Raw genomic sequence first — 15,111 nt, forward strand, 5'->3', positions numbered from 1 at the left:
GCCACATGTATCTCCATTTGCCATGTACCTGTACCATTTTCTGTACCCTTTCTTGACCTTCGCCTTGACGTAGTAGCTGAGGTTTACAGACTTCATAACAGTGTAGCTGGCTGATGAAACTGCAGAGGATGCTCCGTTAATGGCTATGAATTTGATTGTCGCCGATTTTGTGAGGAGAATTGGTGCTGTGTATCTTGTGCTGTTAAGAGTTGGATTTGCCCGTTAAGGGTGTAATATCAGCATATATAAAAGTGAACTGAAATATGGCCACATCCATTTAATCAAAATCATCAATGCAAATAATTCAATAAGATATTTTATTCTGTAAAAATTAAAACATGAAAATCCAGTTTTCAACGATAAAACCTTTAACATTAGATTCTTCAACATGCTGTTAAATGTTGATGGGACATTTAAAATCATCTGCTGTTTAACACTACAAGTTTGGTCCTGGTCATGTCCTCTATGGCGTACTTAACACCTTCTTTTCCCATTCCACTGCACTTGAAACCACCAAATGGCATGTGGTCCACTCTGAAGGTTGACTGTTTGTTCACAAGAACCGTGCCAGCGTCGATCTCAGACGCCATCCTCAGGGCGGTTCCTATGTTCTCAGTGAAAACCCCTGCCTGAAGTGCATAGCATGTCCCATTGGCAATCCTTAAGGCCTCATCAGCATCAGCAAACCTTATAATCGGGGACACCGGCCCAAAGGTTTCCTCTGCAACAACATCCATCTCAGGACGCACATAGTCAAGGACCGTGGGCTCAACAAAGTTGCCTCTCCTTGACCCTCCATGGAGGAGCTCGGCGCCATCATCAACGGCATCCTCAATTCGCCTCTCAACCTCAATTGCCGCCTCTTCATTTATAAGTGGCCCTATATCCGTCTCAGCGTCAAGTGGGTCCCCGGACCTTAACCTGCGGGTCTTTTCCACAAGTTTATCTGCAAATTCGTCGGCCACATCTTTATGGACTATCATCCTCTTAACCGCGATGCAGACCTGTCCAGAGTAGAGATAGGAACCCCTCACAGCACCCTCAACTGCAGAGTCAATGTCAGCATCATCCATGACAATTAGGGGATCGTTGCCCCCAAGTTCAAGGGTAACCTTCTTCATTGAGGCCCTGCTGGATATGTATCTTCCAACCTCCACACTGCCTGTGAATGTTATCTTATCCACGAGGGGGCTATCTATTATAAGATCTCCCACCTCCCGGCCCCTTCCTGTTACAGCGTTAACAGCTCCTGGCGGGAAGTGTTCATTCAGTATCTCACAGAGTCTGAGTGCGGAGAGGGGCGCCTCAAGTGAAGGTTTTAGAACCGTGGTATTCCCTGCTGCCAGTGCAGGTCCAACCTTGTGGATGGCGAGATTGAGTGGATAGTTAAATGGGGTTATTGCAGCCACAACACCAAGGGGAATCCTTACAGTGAATCCAATAAGTCCCTTCCCGCCAATACCTGCATCCATTGGTATTGATTCGCCGTAGAGCCTCCTTGCCTCCTCTGCACATAGACGTGCGGTTTCAACTGACCTTTTAACCTCATCACGTGAGAACCTTATGGGTTTACCTGACTCCAGGGTTATGAGGCGGGCAAGTGCATCCCTCTCTGCCCTGAGCTCATCAGCAACATCATGGAGGCTCTCAGAGATGCGCCTGGCAGAAAGATCAGACATGGAACCTTTTGCACGGTGGGCCGCCTCAAGAGCCCTTAAAACATCATCCCTACCTGCAAGGGGTACAGTATCAACTTCCTCGCCGTTGAAGGGATTCCTGACACTGAAACGATTACCTCCCCCCACCTGCTCACCATCCATGATCATATCCATATGACCACCCTAAAACTAGAACTTGTTCTTGAGCCCCTTGATGGAGTTGGTGACGTTCTGAACATCAGAGTTCATTGCAGTCTGAGATGACCTCACATAGTTGCGGTACCATACCACAGCAAAGGTCACAATGACTATTATACCACCAAACACAAGTATCAGCTCGGCTGACCCCTGACCTGAATCATCAGCAATTAAACCCCCAGACAAAACCTTAACCTCCTATGGTGCCATGCTTCCAACAAGGCTCAGTCCAAATTTTCCTATAACATAGAATATTGCATAGGCCACGATTGATAGTGGAACAGAGAACTTAACACCCTTCCTTGCACTCCCATACATTATGATTCCAATGAGGAGCCCTGCAATTATGGAGTGTATTATGATGTAACCTGCAGCGGCGATCTTGGCGGCACCAAGGATAGGGTTGGGTTTCCCCACAGACTCCATGAATCCTGAGTAGACCATTATCATACCAAGGGCGAATGGTGCCGCGATTATGGCGGCGACAATAAGGAACATCACCGACATCATAACATTGGCCTTCCTCTCCCTCTTGAGTGCCAGGACCGCCCTGAGATCCTCTGCAACTGTCTCAATTACATCCGATAGGCTTCCTCCTGCCCTTCTACCCTCAAGGATCATCCTGAATGTCCTGTCAAGGTTCTGGGATTTGAGCCTTTCGCTCATGGAGAGGATGGCGTCATCGAATGTCCGCCCAATTTTTATTTCAATAACCGCCCTCTTGAGTTCATCGTAGAGTGGCCCCTCCCCCTGTTTGGATACGTCCTCCAGGGCAGATTCAAGGCCCACCCCTGCCCTCAGCAGTGATGCTATCTGACGTAGAAAGTCAGGAGTTGACTGCTCAATGGCATCAACACGCCGCTCCATCATGACAAAGATGTATGCCCCAAGGAGGATGGATGGCATGAAAAATCCAACAATGACTGCAAGGATAACATTCAAACCTGCTACTGCGGCTACAACTGATCCAAGAACAGCAAAGAGTGCCCCTGCAAGAAATGCGAGGGTTATTATCTCAGATGCCTTCACATAAAGCCCTGTCCTTATGAGTGTCTCCTGCACCCTGAGGAGCAGTTTATCAGGTAATATGCTCTCCAGGGCCTCGCTCACAGGTTTCAATGCTGCCGGTAATACTGCCATCTGCACACCACTTGAAGTCTTGCTGTTACTAATTATTTACGGGCTATTATTTATACTATATTCATGACGACCCACTTTTTAATTCAGTTATGTTCATGAACACCTACCTCAGGTGATCAGGTAGGCTGTTCATAACACCACCACCCACCACGAACATATCCTCCACCCTCACACCAAATTCTCCTGGAAGATATATCCCTGGTTCAATGGTGAGGACCATTCCCCTGGTGAGAACCGTTTTATCGTCGGCTGAAAGTGAGGGCCTCTCATGGACCTCAAGTCCAACACCATGGCCACTTGAGTGTATAAATTTATCAGCGTATCCATATTCCTCTATAACCCCCCTAACTGCACTGTCGACTTCACATGCCCTCACGCCAGGTTTAGCCACCTTCAAACCCTCCCTTTTGGCTTCAATTACCACTTCAAGGATCTCATGTTCCCGTTCACTCTCCACCAGTGTCCTTGTGGTGTCAGAGTGGTAGCCGCTGTGAACAGCGCCCCAGTCAACCAGTAAAGGGGAGCCTAAATCGTTAGATGTGGGTACCGCATGGGGTATGCTTGACCTTGAGGCCGATGTTACGATGGTGTCGAATGAGACTCCCTCTGAACCTCCAAGACGCATAAGGTAGTCCAGTCTGGCGGCCACCTCAGATTCACTGCCGCTGAATTCAATTTTCTTAAATGATTCCTCGGCAATTTTAAGGGCTGCCTTTATCCTTCTTATCTCCTCCCGGTCCTTAACCATCCTGAGATCTGCGATGGGATCCATCACCTGAAAGTCCCTCCCGAGACCTATTCTCTCAATGAGGCCCACCGGCATTGAGGGTTCAACCGCGACGGCCCTTAGTTCAACCATATCAGAGACATCAGATACCTTCTTAAAGACCTCAACACGAACCTCGCGCCCTGCTGCTGACTCAAGGTCCATCTCATTTACAAAGAGGACCGGTTCATCACTCAGGAACAGAAAGGCAGTGACCGTTGGCATGAACCCTGTGAGATAATATATATTCTCCCTTTTTGTTATGAGTGCTACCTCAGCTTTACCAGAAATAGCTTCAAGTGCCCCTTCAATCCTTTCCAAGTACATCACCCAGTCTTTCCATAACAGCTCTTTTCATGACCAGTTCAAGTTCATCCATAACCCCATCGGGTGCCCTGGACTCAATGGGTAGCGGTATGTGACCAAAGTCAGGGTCCCTGAATACCTCACCCCCGAATTTCACGGGTCTGCTGTAGCGGGGGATGAAGTGCCAGTGAACCTCAGGGTCCGGGTTTTCAGACCTGAAAGCCGAATTTTTAAAGCAGCTCCAGTTGAAGAGGTCCGGTCCAAAAAGGTCGCCCACAGCGGATTCAAGCACCCTCACAACCACTGCAAAGTCAAGCCACTCATCATTGGTGACTTCAGAGAGGTTCCTGCATTTCCTCCGAAGTGCCACCACACAGGTTGCAAGGTAGCGCTGGCTCGGTGCAAGGTAAACAATCCATTTGTCTGTCCCGGCAATTTCACGGCCATAATAACCGTCAACCCCACAGTACTCACAGACCTGCACATGATCACCGCTAAAATCTATGGACAAGGTAATACTCAAGGTTTATATTAATCATTAAACCTAATTTATATGTATATGCAGCCCATGCCCAGTAACTGCACAGGTGGTTAAGATGGGGGAGCTTCGAAAATTTGTGACCGCTGAATTTGTTTTTGGAAACGGGGCCAGGTTCCTGGCAGGAAGATACGCCTCAAACCTCGGGGCCAGAAGGGTCCTCCTTGTAACAGACCATGGTATAATGAAAACCGGTCTCGTGGATGACGTTACACGTAGCCTCAGTGATGGGGGCCTTGATTATGTCATATTCAATGATGTAACACCAAACCCCCGTGACCACGAGGTCATGGAGGGTGCTGAGGTCTTTGATGCAGAGGAGTGCAACATGATCGTTGCACTGGGCGGCGGAAGCCCCATTGACTGTGCAAAGGCCATGGGCGCTGTTGTATCCAACAGAATGGATGTGCTGGAGTTTGAGGGTGTTGACCGCATCCCCATACTCTCGGTTCCCATAATATGCATCCCGACAACCGCCGGTACAGGTGCAGATGTATCCCAGTTTGCGATAATCATGGACACCCATAGAAGGGTTAAGATGGCCATCATAAGCAAGACAATGGTGCCTGACGCATCCCTAATAGACCCTGAAACCACCCTCACCATGGATAGGGAGCTAACAGCTGCAACAGGTATGGATGCCCTGGCACATGCCATTGAGGCATACGTATCCAATGCAAGCTTCCACCTGACCGACCTCAACGCCCTCGACTCAATAGGCATCATAAACCAGGCCCTCCCCCGGGCCGTGCTTGAACCAGATAACATGGATTACCGTGAGGATATGATGCTTGCAAGCCTCGAGGCAGGCCTTGCATTCTCCAACGCCAGCCTTGGACTTGTGCATGCCATGGCCCACAGCCTCGGTGGGATGCTGGACATACCCCATGGTGAGGCAAATGCCCTCCTCCTTGAATACGTTATTGAATTCAACTTCAAAGCCGCGAGGGAGAGGTATCTCAAGATCGCAGGGGCCATGGGACTCAGTGGTTCGGGGCTGGAGGAACTCAAGGAACACATAAGGGAATTTCGGGAGACCCTGGGAATGGATATGACACTTGGGGACCTTGGTGTTGATGAGGAGGACATACCCTCCCTTGCAGAGACCTCAATGAGGGATCCCTGCATAGTTACAAACCCGGTCCGGCCAGAAAAGACGGATGTTGAGGAGATATTCAGGAGGGCCCTCCATGGGGCTTGAGGGTGGTGAAATGTCTGATAGGGACTGGGAAACCCTCAGGGAGAAGATAATAGGGTTCGGTGAAAAATCCATAAGGAAGAGTTACTATCCCCGTCTTCAGGAATCACTCGCCGAACTCAGAAGGTTCAGGAAACTCCTTGACTGTACAGACGACGCCATATTCCTGGTTAAAACACCTGGAGGCGAACTTACAGACGCCAACCGCTCAGCCTGCACAAGACTGGGGTATTCAACCCGTGATATACCCGGGCACAGCATCTATGATCTTCTGCCTGAGGACATGCATTCCCGCTTCAAAGGGATCCTTGAGGGCAACGATGAGAGGATAACAATGGAGGGGCACCTTATAAAAAGAAACCGTGAAATGATACCTGTTGAAATAAAGGTAGATATGGTTGATTTTGATGGTGAAAGGTACGCGGTCCTGGTGGCCAGGGATATAACCGAGAGGCTGAAAATGGAGGCGGAACTCAGGAGGTCCCTGAGGGAAAAGGAGGTCCTTCTCAGTGAGATACACCACAGGGTCAAGAACAACCTCCAGATAATTTCAAGCCTTCTGAGCCTTCAGAGCCACACTATCAAGGACCCCACTTGCAGGGATCTCCTTGAGGAAAGCCAGGACAGGATAAGGTCCATGGGCCTCATACATGAGCAGCTATACCGTTCAGGTGATTTCAGCTCCATCGACTTTGGAGTGTACGCCTCCCGACTCCTCAAGAACCTCCAGAGGTCATATTCCCATGGAAAGGATATAGAATTCTCGCTTGAAGCCGATGATATAAAGGTGAGCCTTGAAACCTCAATTCCCCTGGGCCTCATACTGAGTGAACTGGTAACCAATGCACTCAAACACGCTTTCAGAGGAAGGGATAAAGGCAAAATCACAGTGAGGTTTAAAAGGAGGGACTCTGCCTGTATTCTTGAGGTGAAAGACGATGGTGTGGGGTTCAATGAGGAGGATCTCAGGAATAGCAAATCCCTTGGCTTCAAACTTGTTGAAATCCTCACAGAACAGCTTGACGGAACCCTCACCTTTTCAGGGGCGGACGGCGGATTTTTCCGGATAGAATTCAGGGAACCCCCCTATACCGACAGAATGTCAGTGGATTCTGATAAATAATTCTCTAAAAAGAGCATTTTAATTTTTTCAGCCAATAACATCGACGGATTGCTCTTAAATCTTCCATTTAATAGAAAGCCACTTTCAATCCAGCAATGGAAAGCATTATAAGACGTGTCCCATGTTAATATAAACATGGTCAGATTCAGTAAGGGAGAGGTAAGGGATATCCTGATCTCAATGGTTGTGATCGCCGGAGTATTTGCCTATGTGTTCTCAGGTAGAAACCTGCAGGTCGCGCTGATTCGGCTTCCGGCAACCCTCGTTACTGTGGGGCTTGGATTTGTCCTCCATGAGATCGCCCATAAGTTAATGGCAATAAGGTATGGATTCTGGGCCGAATACAGGCTGTGGCTCGAGGGCCTCGTACTGGCGCTTGTAACCTCCTACTTTGGATTCGTATTCGCAGCCCCGGGGGCCGTTTACATACATGGAAACTACATTGACAGGGACGTTAACGGGAAGATATCCATTGCAGGGCCCCTCACCAACATAATGCTGGCTCTAATATTCCTTATGGCTTCATCTGTACTCCCATCTCCATTTCGCGATGTTGCTGTACTTGGATACGCCGTTAACAGCTTCCTTGCCCTCTTTAACCTCATACCAATCGCCGTACTTGATGGTGCCAAGGTTTTCAGATGGAATCCCCTCATATGGCTCATTGCAGCCGCATCGGCATTTGCACTCACATTCAACAGCATGTTCTAAGTGATCGAGATGTTCCGGGATATTCCTGTTAAATATGTTGGATGCACCCACCGGGCCATGAAGCCCTCAGAGACACTCAGGGCCTTCAGGGAAAAACTCAGGGCCATAGGTGTCACAAGGATAACCGAGATAACACACCTTGATCGTATAGGCATACCTGTATTCTCAGCCATAAGGCCGACAGCGGAGGAGGGTGCTGTTAGCATATACGCAGGTAAGGGCGCCACCAGAAAACAGGCAAGGGCCTCTGCAATGATGGAGGCCTTTGAAAGGTACTCTGCCGAGAGAAGTCCCCTGGACGAAACACTGAGGGCCCATCCATCCGAGATGGATAAACGCCTGGACCCTGAAGCACTTATTCTTCCACCAAACGCTGATACAGACTCTGAGGTTGAGTGGATAATTGCAGAGGATATAAAAAGTCAGGACAGGATTCACGTACCTGCAAATGCGGTTTTTCACCCTTACAATCCCCCTGAGGGATGTGTGAGTCTCTTCAGGTCCAACACCAATGGCCTTGCATCAGGTAACGTCCTGGAGGAGGCCATATTCCACGGCCTCATGGAGGTGATAGAGAGGGACGCCTGGAGCCTCTTTGAGGCAAGGAGGGGTCCCCGAATAGAAATTGATTGTTCGGGGACAGATAACAGGATAATAACGTGTCTACTTGAAAGGTTCCAGAGGGCAGGGGTTGAGATAACACTGGTGGATCTCACCGCTGACACTGGCGTTGCAACGGTTGCTGCAGTTGCAGATGATGTTGTGCTCAGGGACCCTGCACTCCTCACCATGGGCGTGGGGACCCACCTTGACCCTGAAATTGCAGTTATAAGGGCCCTCACAGAGGTTGCCCAGAGCCGGGCCACCCAGATACACGGCACCAGGGAGGACACAGTAAGGGCGGAGTTCATGAGGAGGGCCGGGTATGAGAGGATGAAGAGGCTAAACAGGCACTGGTTCTCTGAGCCCGATAATACCATTGCACTTGAGGATATGGATGACCTCTCAACAAGGTCATTCCAGAGGGACCTTGAGATTACCCTGGATAAACTGGAGAGGGCGGGCCTGAAGCAGACACTCTATGTGGATCTAACCCGTGATGTTGGTGTTCCCGTTGTAAGGGTCATTGTACCGGGACTTGAGGTTTTCTCTGTTGACCCTGAAAGGGTGGGGGGACGCATAAGGTCCTCCAGGTGAATATCATAAGCCCACACAGATGAAATGATTAAGTGACCCTACGCACTAGATAATCCATATGCACAGCAGAAAGATCATAATATTTACAGGACCATCACTTTCCCACAGTGATGCATCAGATATCCTAAGGGCAGATTACAGACCCCCTGTAAGGCGGGGTGACGTCCATGAGGCCCTCTCTGATAAGCCAGACATAATAGGGATAATTGACGGTGTATTTCATCAGAGTCCGGCAGTGGGGCACCGTGAAATCATTGAGGCCCTCAGGATGGGCGTTACCGTTGTTGGAGGGGCCAGTATGGGGGCGCTAAGGGCCTCTGAACTCTATGACTTGGGGATGGTGGGAGTCGGCCGTATATTCAGGGCCTACCTGAATGGTGATCTGGAATCTGATGATGATGTTGCAGTTGCCTTTAACCCTGAAACCCTCGAGGCCCTCTCTGATTCCCTTGTGAGCATTCATTTTAACTTTGAAAGGGCCCTTGAAAGTGGCATCATCGGTGAAGATGACTTCAGAGAACTCATGAAAATCGCTAAGAATCTATTTTATCCCCTCAGGAACTACCAGAGAATTCTGCATGACGCAGAAATACCTGAAAACAGAAAGGCATCCCTCATGTCATTCCTTGAATCTGAAGGTAGGGATATAAAAAGGGAGGACGCAATTGAGGTTATAAAATACATTAAGGGACTGCTAAGCTCTGATGATCAGGATCATGGATGTGAAACTCATGGATCTTGAATCAAAGATAAAAAAGGTGAAGGATGCCCTTAAAGGCAGGAAGGTTGCTGTCGGATTCTCATGTGGGGCTGATAGCACAGCACTTCTTGATATTGCAGGGGATTCCGCCGATGAGGTTGCTGCATTCACAGTTGACACAGGTTTTATGCCCCCAGGATTCATAGAAAATGCCTCATCAATTGCCGGATCCCTCGGGGTGGAGCACTTTATAATAAACAGACCGCTCCTTGAAAACCAGGAGTTTGTGAGTAACACCCCGGAGAGGTGCCTTGTATGTAAGAACATCATATACAGTTCAATACTCTCTGAGGCCAGAAAAAGGGGTTTTGAGGCTGTCCTTGATGGCACAACCGCAAGTGACATGTTCGAAGACCGGCCTGGAACCCTGGTTAACCATCTGCTGGGTATAGAGACCCCCCTCCTTGATGCGGGGATTACGCGGAGTGACGTCCTTGAATATCTCAAAAAGAGGAACCTTGAATACTCGGAGAACACCACATGCCTTGCAACAAGGATAAAGGATCAGGAGATAACGCCTGAACGGATAAACAGGGTCTCATATGCTGAAACTCTCGTTAGGGGACTTTACGGTGAGGGCATCGTGAGGGTCAGGCATGAGGGGGACTCTGCGATAATAGAGGTTGATGAACCTGAGAGGCTTCTCAATGCAGCAAATCTGAGGCATATAGAGAATGAGTTGAGGGCTGTCGGGTTTAAGAGGGTGCTCCTGGATCTCACAGGCTACAGGGAGGGTAAGAAGGACATTGTACTCTACAGGCCCTGCAGGGATGCTGAATCAAGGATAATGTTCGAGGTTAAGCTGCCCTACCACATCGATATAAAAGAAACCTGTGAAAAGCTGGAGGAGAGGAAGCCCCGATGCTCAGAGAAGATGGGTGTCGTCATGGTTGAGGTGGGTGAAAGTAACGTGACCATATTCAGGAACGGGAAGATAGTGGCAAGAAGGGTAGTGGACAGGGAAGACGCAGAGGAGGTGCTCCTTGAGGTGCTGCCACACATCATAAGGGCGCATGAGGACATGGAGTCACAGAATCACTCTCAATCAGAAGCATGATGGTCCAGTGATATCATCCAATATCCTGTGAATATAGTGGCTGACTGGATCAGAAAATGATTGTCCATCCAAAGGTAATGTGGGGCCTGGATTATAGGTGCATTGGATTGTTTAGTCACAGGGCCCTCTGGACGTTCTCATTAACCCTCCTTCTGAAGGCGGTGATCTTCTGAAGGAGACCCCTTGAATCATCACCCCTTAAAACAAGTCCAGAGGGGGTGCTGAACTCAATACCATCGGCACTTATCCCATTGAAAATTATCTCAACCTCACTGGAGTCATCAGGGAGGTCATTGGTCCTCACCGTGTAATCAAGCAGTAGCTCATCATGGGGGAGTACCTCAGAGATGGCCCTCTTCAGTGTCATCTCAAGTACATCCAGCAGTGTCTCAATAACCGGCAGATCATACCACCAGCAGTAGCCAAGTAGCATCTTGATCTCGATGTCCCTTATTGAGACCTCACCATGGTTCTTAGCCGCCACCTCAGAAGACCCTTTGAGGCCTTCAGGTTTATTCTCTGGTCACTCATTTGAATCAATCAGAGCATTTATAAGGTCATTGGCCCTTGCAAGCCCTGTGAGGTTTCCCTCATAGTCTATGATGGGTATCTGTTCAATGTTCCTCCTCTTCATCTTCCTTGCGCAGGAGGTGACCGTGGTTGAGGTGGTTGCGGTGACTATGTCTGTGGTTGCAACGTCCCTGACCTCCTTGTCAGGGAATTTGAGCTGGTTTTTTATAACGTAGAGTACGTTTTTGCTGTCCCAGGACCACCTGTCACCCTCTGTACCCACAGATGTATTATGAACGGTACTTTCAGAGACAACCTCGCTTTCATTTATGAAGTCTGTCTCTGTGAGAACCCCTGAGAGTTCACCGCTGTTGTTGAGGGCCAGGAGGACCTTCAGTCCGAAGTACCTCATTATCTCAAATGCCACACTGAGGGGTGTTCTATCCCATGTTGTGGGGATGTTCCTTGTCATGTAATTCTCCACTGGTTCATCGATTTCCATTTCTGCAATTGCACCTGCAACCAGGTCATAGCTTGTCACTATACCCACAAGCCTGTCCTGGTCAACAACAGGGACCCTCCGGATGTTTCTCTCAAGCATCCTCTCTGCAGCCACCCTGACATCGTCGTCCGGGGCGACTGTGACTGGATTCCTCGTCATTATCAGCGCTATCTGCTCCTCATCCGGATTCTCAACAAGGTCTGATCTTGTTATTATCCCCACAAGTTCCTCTGTTCCCTTTTTAACAACTGGAAGCCCTGATACATTCTCTTTTCTCATGAGTTCAAGGGCTGTTGCCCTGTTTCCTGGAACAGTTACATAGTGTATTTTCTCTGACATTATCTCCTTTACAAGCATGACCAACACCAGAAGAGAGTCGGTTAAAAAAAATGGTTTTCAGTGAACAACAAGGACCGGGCAGCCTGCGGACCTTACCACCTTTTCTGCCACGCTGCCCAGCAGGAATCTGTCAAGGCCGTGTTTGCCTGAGGTTCCCATGACCACGAGATCCACGCCCTCCTTCTCCACTGTCCTTAGTATGGCCTCTGCAGGTGAACCCTCATCGGTCCTGAGTGTCAGTTTAACACCTGCCCCTGATTCCTCAACAAGCTTCTTAACGGCTTCAAGGGACCTTGATGCCTCCTCCTCGAGCATTTCCCTCAGCCTTATTATAAGGTCGTCTGCCGGGAGACCCACGAGGGATGATGTCTCCATAACTGTTAAAGCAATTATTTCGGCTCCGCTTTCCCTTGCAATCCATATAGCATGTTCAGCTGCCTTGTTGGCATGTTTTGAGCCGTCGGTTGGGAGCAGGATTTTACTGTACATAGCCTCACCTCTTAACTAGTTTACCTTTTATTATTAAGTATATTATATTTTTCGATTCAGTACGGTTTATGATGGAGAGGTAGGGGTCAGTGGATAGTTTCTCGGTGATCATGAGGTCCGCCGGGAATCCCTCCTCAATAACACCCCCACCTGTTATCTCCGATGCGTTAACGGTTGTCATCCTCAGCACCTCAAGTGGTGGGAAGTACTCACCTGTGGATCCCCTTGTAACCTTCAGGGTGTACTCCATCTCCCTGAGGAGATCCGGCGAGTTGAACATGACGTTGTCTGTGCCGAGAAGGAGATTTATGCCCATCTCATGCATCCTCTTAACTGGGGGTATACCTGCTGAGAGCGCCCCGTTGGATCTGGGGCACAGCACAACCGAGGCCCCGCTTTCCCTTACAATTTCAAGGTCATCCCTGACTGGGTTTGTGAGGTGCACCAGAAGCTTAAATCCGGCGTCCAGAGCCCTTTCAACCTCAGTCCTGCCCGTCTCCTCAAGTGACCTCCTCTGGGATTCCGGGTGCTCTGCAACGTGAATCGATGCAACCTTACCCATCCTTTCACATTCATCAACGATTATGCGGGCTGCCTCATCGGTTATCTCGCCCATGCCGCTTGGTGCAAAACCATCAGATACCTGCAAGATCCTCCTCACAGCACGCCTGACCTCAGCATTCGATGCTTCAGGGTCAAAAACCGCAGGGTCCCTACCAAGTATCATTCCCTTCAGTGGGAGATCTGCCATTGCTTCAGTGAGGAGTTCAATACCGCTAAAACCACCCTCCCTGTAGTCAATGAATGATCCTGTGCCATGGGCCATCATGTCAGCCATTGCATCCTTCATGGATGCCTTAAGTTTCCAGCGTGGGGATGATTCAAGTATCTGGTGTTTCAGGCCATTGGGGGGTCTCACTATATCCTCAAGTGGCCTTCCATCCCCCACGTCCATTGCAACTGAGTCTCCAAGGTGCACGTGGGAGTTCACAAGGGCTGGGGCAACCATGAAGCCTGATGCATCAATCCTGTTGCTTCCCGGGATCCTATCAGGGGTTATCTCGGCTATGATGTCATCCTCAATGAGAATATTTGTCCTCTCGGGTCTCAGACTGGCACCGCGGAGGACAGTCCCGTTTTCAACAACAAGCATATTTAATTAATTGGTTTTTGCCCTATTTTATTTTTTGTGAGTTCAGGAGAAGAATAAAAAATGAAAGTTGAATTCAGACATCTACTGTGAGTTCATGGAGAAAGAATGAATAATAGTTGTTCAGAATTTCCTGATGTTGTTTGTTTCTGATTTCTCAGAGACCTTGTTGTAGTAGTCGGCCTTAACCGTTCCCCGTGAGTACCTGTAGTAGGTCTTTAGTGTGACCGTCGCGCCCGGGTTCAGTGTGCCTGTGTACACCTGTTTATAGTTCTTTGTTGAATAGCTGCCATACCACACCCTTGTGTAGAAGTTTCTGGCTGCAGCTGTCCCCTGGTTCTTAACGTATATGTAGAGTGTGCTTCCAGATTTTCTTGTTCCTGTGACCACAAGGTCGGGTTTTGGGTTTCCAACTGTGATTGTCTTCTTCTTAACTGAGATTAAGCCGTTGCTATCTGTCGCGGTCAGTGAAACTGTGTAGTAGCCATCCCTTGCATAGGTGTGGGTGACCTCTTCACATGCTGCTGTTGAGCCGTCACCGAAGTTCCATTTGAGTGTTATTGTGTCGTTATCAGGGTCATATGCAGTTGACCTGAAGGTGAATGCCCTGAGTGATGTTGAACCGCAGTAGGTGTATGTGAAGTCTGCCACAGGTTTGCTTCCTGTGAAGTTGGGTTTGACCTTGGTTCTGTACCATTCCTCTGCGGCGGCATCATCATAGGGTGTTGTATTACTGGCCCCCGGGAAGGTGCCGTTCCAGTCCCCAACAAAGGCCGCATATCCATGGTCGTTGCGCCAGATGGTTGTGCCATTGTAAACTGTACTCTTATTTATAACCTCAAAGTTCTTCTGGTTGGCCTCATAGAAGTTCCTGGAGCCGTTCAGGAAGTCGTATATTATCTCTGCACCATCCCATGCTGTGGCATAGTAGTTGGCGCCTGAACCTGTGAACATCCTTGAGAAGTGGTAGATGGTCTCTATGGGGTTCTTAACCTCATAATCCTCAACCCATCCGGTTGAGAAGCATGCGTGTAGTAATATTACGGGTATTCCTTCCTTGAAGGGCAGGTAAAAGGTCTGTCCATTGACCTGCACCATATCCCCTGCACCCCATATGTAGCCGTCACTTGCAACCAGTGAGAATGGTGGGCTGGCATATCCCCCACGGCAGTCATAGTTCCCTGACATGTATCCTCCGTGGCCCGCGTATATCACAGCATCTGCACCGTACATGCCCTTGAGTATGTTCTTAACGGTTGCATTTCCCTTGTAGAGTTCAACTACCTGGTAGCCCCTGTTCTTGAGGGTTGTTGCAACCTTCTTTGCCTCATCATACATGCAGCTGCTATCTGAGAGGCTGTCTGCAACTATGAGTATGTGGGCCTCTGATAGGGGTAATGCAGTGAGTGATAATATTATGAATGCAGCGAGCATGAGTTTTCCATATCTCATGTCCTTCACCGCTACAT

General features: G+C 49.0%; 16 protein-coding genes and 1 pseudogene. 6 read left to right on the forward strand and 11 right to left on the reverse strand.

Annotated features, from left to right (window positions below; translation table 11 throughout):
• Nucleotides 1-114: 114 nt before the first annotated feature.
• The 6 genes and pseudogenes from MTBMA_RS09355 to MTBMA_RS06675 form a co-directional block, all read right to left on the reverse strand.
• Nucleotides 115-204: pseudogene (locus MTBMA_RS09355) on the reverse strand (chitobiase/beta-hexosaminidase C-terminal domain-containing protein); the annotation flags it as partial.
• A 215-nt stretch (nucleotides 205-419) separates the two neighbouring features.
• Nucleotides 420-1,832 (reverse strand): lactaldehyde dehydrogenase, encoded by a 1,413-nt coding sequence (locus MTBMA_RS06655; RefSeq protein ID WP_013296162.1) that lies wholly within the window; start codon nucleotides 1,830-1,832, stop codon nucleotides 420-422.
• A 15-nt stretch (nucleotides 1,833-1,847) separates the two neighbouring features.
• Nucleotides 1,848-2,042, reverse strand: a complete 195-nt coding sequence (locus MTBMA_RS06660) for a class III signal peptide-containing protein (protein ID WP_013296163.1) — start codon at nucleotides 2,040-2,042, stop codon at nucleotides 1,848-1,850.
• Between the two features lie 12 nt (nucleotides 2,043-2,054).
• Nucleotides 2,055-2,996, reverse strand: a complete 942-nt coding sequence (locus tag MTBMA_RS06665; protein WP_013296164.1) for a type II secretion system F family protein — start codon at nucleotides 2,994-2,996, stop codon at nucleotides 2,055-2,057.
• A gap of 103 nt (nucleotides 2,997-3,099) precedes the next feature.
• Complete coding sequence (locus MTBMA_RS06670) at nucleotides 3,100-4,083, reverse strand: M24 family metallopeptidase (protein WP_013296165.1); 984 nt, start codon at nucleotides 4,081-4,083, stop codon at nucleotides 3,100-3,102.
• Nucleotides 4,070-4,552, reverse strand: a complete 483-nt coding sequence (locus MTBMA_RS06675; protein WP_013296166.1) for an HIT family protein — start codon at nucleotides 4,550-4,552, stop codon at nucleotides 4,070-4,072. Before MTBMA_RS06675 ends, MTBMA_RS06670 begins: the two co-directional genes overlap by 14 nt.
• 112 nt (nucleotides 4,553-4,664) lie before the next feature.
• Between MTBMA_RS06675 and ercA the strand changes: the two genes are divergently transcribed.
• The 6 genes from ercA to larE all read left to right on the forward strand — a co-directional run bounded on the left by ercA (nucleotide 4,665) and on the right by larE (nucleotide 10,652).
• The gene (ercA, locus tag MTBMA_RS06680; RefSeq protein ID WP_013296167.1) at nucleotides 4,665-5,807 is read left to right on the forward strand and encodes an alcohol dehydrogenase-like regulatory protein ErcA; all 1,143 of its coding nucleotides are present in this window, start codon (nucleotides 4,665-4,667) and stop codon (nucleotides 5,805-5,807) included.
• A gap of 10 nt (nucleotides 5,808-5,817) precedes the next feature.
• Entirely contained in the window at nucleotides 5,818-6,927 is a 1,110-nt protein-coding gene (locus MTBMA_RS06685) for a sensor histidine kinase (RefSeq protein WP_148215626.1), read from the forward strand.
• 135 nt (nucleotides 6,928-7,062) lie between these two features.
• A complete protein-coding gene (locus MTBMA_RS06690; protein ID WP_013296169.1) occupies nucleotides 7,063-7,638 on the forward strand; it encodes a site-2 protease family protein in 576 nt (191 codons plus the stop codon).
• 9 nt (nucleotides 7,639-7,647) lie between these two features.
• Complete coding sequence (locus tag MTBMA_RS06695) at nucleotides 7,648-8,835, forward strand: YcaO-related McrA-glycine thioamidation protein (RefSeq protein ID WP_013296170.1); 1,188 nt, start codon at nucleotides 7,648-7,650, stop codon at nucleotides 8,833-8,835.
• 58 nt (nucleotides 8,836-8,893) lie between these two features.
• On the forward strand, nucleotides 8,894-9,577 hold the full coding sequence (locus MTBMA_RS06700) for a TfuA-related McrA-glycine thioamidation protein (RefSeq protein ID WP_013296171.1): 684 nt from the start codon (nucleotides 8,894-8,896) through the stop codon (nucleotides 9,575-9,577).
• A complete protein-coding gene (larE, locus tag MTBMA_RS06705; RefSeq protein WP_238523360.1) occupies nucleotides 9,540-10,652 on the forward strand; it encodes an ATP-dependent sacrificial sulfur transferase LarE in 1,113 nt (370 codons plus the stop codon). Before MTBMA_RS06700 ends, larE begins: the two co-directional genes overlap by 38 nt.
• Before the next feature lie 115 nt (nucleotides 10,653-10,767).
• Here larE and MTBMA_RS06710 read toward each other — a convergent pair whose 3' ends face one another.
• The 5 genes from MTBMA_RS06710 to MTBMA_RS06730 all read right to left on the reverse strand — a co-directional run bounded on the left by MTBMA_RS06710 (nucleotide 10,768) and on the right by MTBMA_RS06730 (nucleotide 15,094).
• Nucleotides 10,768-11,136 carry a hypothetical protein gene (locus MTBMA_RS06710; protein ID WP_013296173.1) on the reverse strand — a complete coding sequence of 123 codons (369 nt, stop codon included), beginning with the start codon at nucleotides 11,134-11,136 and terminating at the stop codon, nucleotides 10,768-10,770.
• A 39-nt stretch (nucleotides 11,137-11,175) separates the two neighbouring features.
• The gene (locus tag MTBMA_RS06715; protein ID WP_013296174.1) at nucleotides 11,176-12,021 is read right to left on the reverse strand and encodes a CBS domain-containing protein; all 846 of its coding nucleotides are present in this window, start codon (nucleotides 12,019-12,021) and stop codon (nucleotides 11,176-11,178) included.
• Between the two features lie 39 nt (nucleotides 12,022-12,060).
• Nucleotides 12,061-12,492 carry a universal stress protein gene (locus MTBMA_RS06720; RefSeq protein ID WP_013296175.1) on the reverse strand — a complete coding sequence of 144 codons (432 nt, stop codon included), beginning with the start codon at nucleotides 12,490-12,492 and terminating at the stop codon, nucleotides 12,061-12,063.
• Between the two features lie 4 nt (nucleotides 12,493-12,496).
• A complete protein-coding gene (locus tag MTBMA_RS06725; protein ID WP_013296176.1) occupies nucleotides 12,497-13,645 on the reverse strand; it encodes an amidohydrolase family protein in 1,149 nt (382 codons plus the stop codon).
• A gap of 120 nt (nucleotides 13,646-13,765) precedes the next feature.
• Nucleotides 13,766-15,094, reverse strand: a complete 1,329-nt coding sequence (locus tag MTBMA_RS06730; protein ID WP_013296177.1) for a PKD domain-containing protein — start codon at nucleotides 15,092-15,094, stop codon at nucleotides 13,766-13,768.
• Between the last annotated feature and the right edge of the window lie 17 nt (nucleotides 15,095-15,111).

Source organism: Methanothermobacter marburgensis str. Marburg, from assembly GCF_000145295.1.
Classification (GTDB): Archaea; Methanobacteriota; Methanobacteria; order Methanobacteriales; family Methanothermobacteraceae; genus Methanothermobacter; species Methanothermobacter marburgensis.

What these genes read in the sequence shown, in the direction of transcription:
- MTBMA_RS06655 (WP_013296162.1), bottom strand. Translation starts at nt 1,832, where the DNA reads ATGGATATGATCATGGATGGTGAGCAGGTGGGGGGAGGTAATCGTTTC.
- MTBMA_RS06665 (WP_013296164.1), bottom strand. Translation starts at nt 2,996, where the DNA reads ATGGCAGTATTACCGGCAGCATTGAAACCTGTGAGCGAGGCCCTGGAG.
- ercA (WP_013296167.1), top strand. Translation starts at nt 4,665, where the DNA reads ATGGGGGAGCTTCGAAAATTTGTGACCGCTGAATTTGTTTTTGGAAAC.
- MTBMA_RS06685 (WP_148215626.1), top strand. Translation starts at nt 5,818, where the DNA reads ATGTCTGATAGGGACTGGGAAACCCTCAGGGAGAAGATAATAGGGTTC.
- MTBMA_RS06690 (WP_013296169.1), top strand. Translation starts at nt 7,063, where the DNA reads ATGGTCAGATTCAGTAAGGGAGAGGTAAGGGATATCCTGATCTCAATG.
- MTBMA_RS06695 (WP_013296170.1), top strand. Translation starts at nt 7,648, where the DNA reads ATGTTCCGGGATATTCCTGTTAAATATGTTGGATGCACCCACCGGGCC.
- MTBMA_RS06700 (WP_013296171.1), top strand. Translation starts at nt 8,894, where the DNA reads ATGCACAGCAGAAAGATCATAATATTTACAGGACCATCACTTTCCCAC.
- larE (WP_238523360.1), top strand. Translation starts at nt 9,540, where the DNA reads ATGATCAGGATCATGGATGTGAAACTCATGGATCTTGAATCAAAGATA.
- MTBMA_RS06715 (WP_013296174.1), bottom strand. Translation starts at nt 12,021, where the DNA reads ATGCTTGTAAAGGAGATAATGTCAGAGAAAATACACTATGTAACTGTT.
- MTBMA_RS06720 (WP_013296175.1), bottom strand. Translation starts at nt 12,492, where the DNA reads ATGTACAGTAAAATCCTGCTCCCAACCGACGGCTCAAAACATGCCAAC.
- MTBMA_RS06725 (WP_013296176.1), bottom strand. Translation starts at nt 13,645, where the DNA reads ATGCTTGTTGTTGAAAACGGGACTGTCCTCCGCGGTGCCAGTCTGAGA.
- MTBMA_RS06730 (WP_013296177.1), bottom strand. Translation starts at nt 15,094, where the DNA reads ATGAGATATGGAAAACTCATGCTCGCTGCATTCATAATATTATCACTC.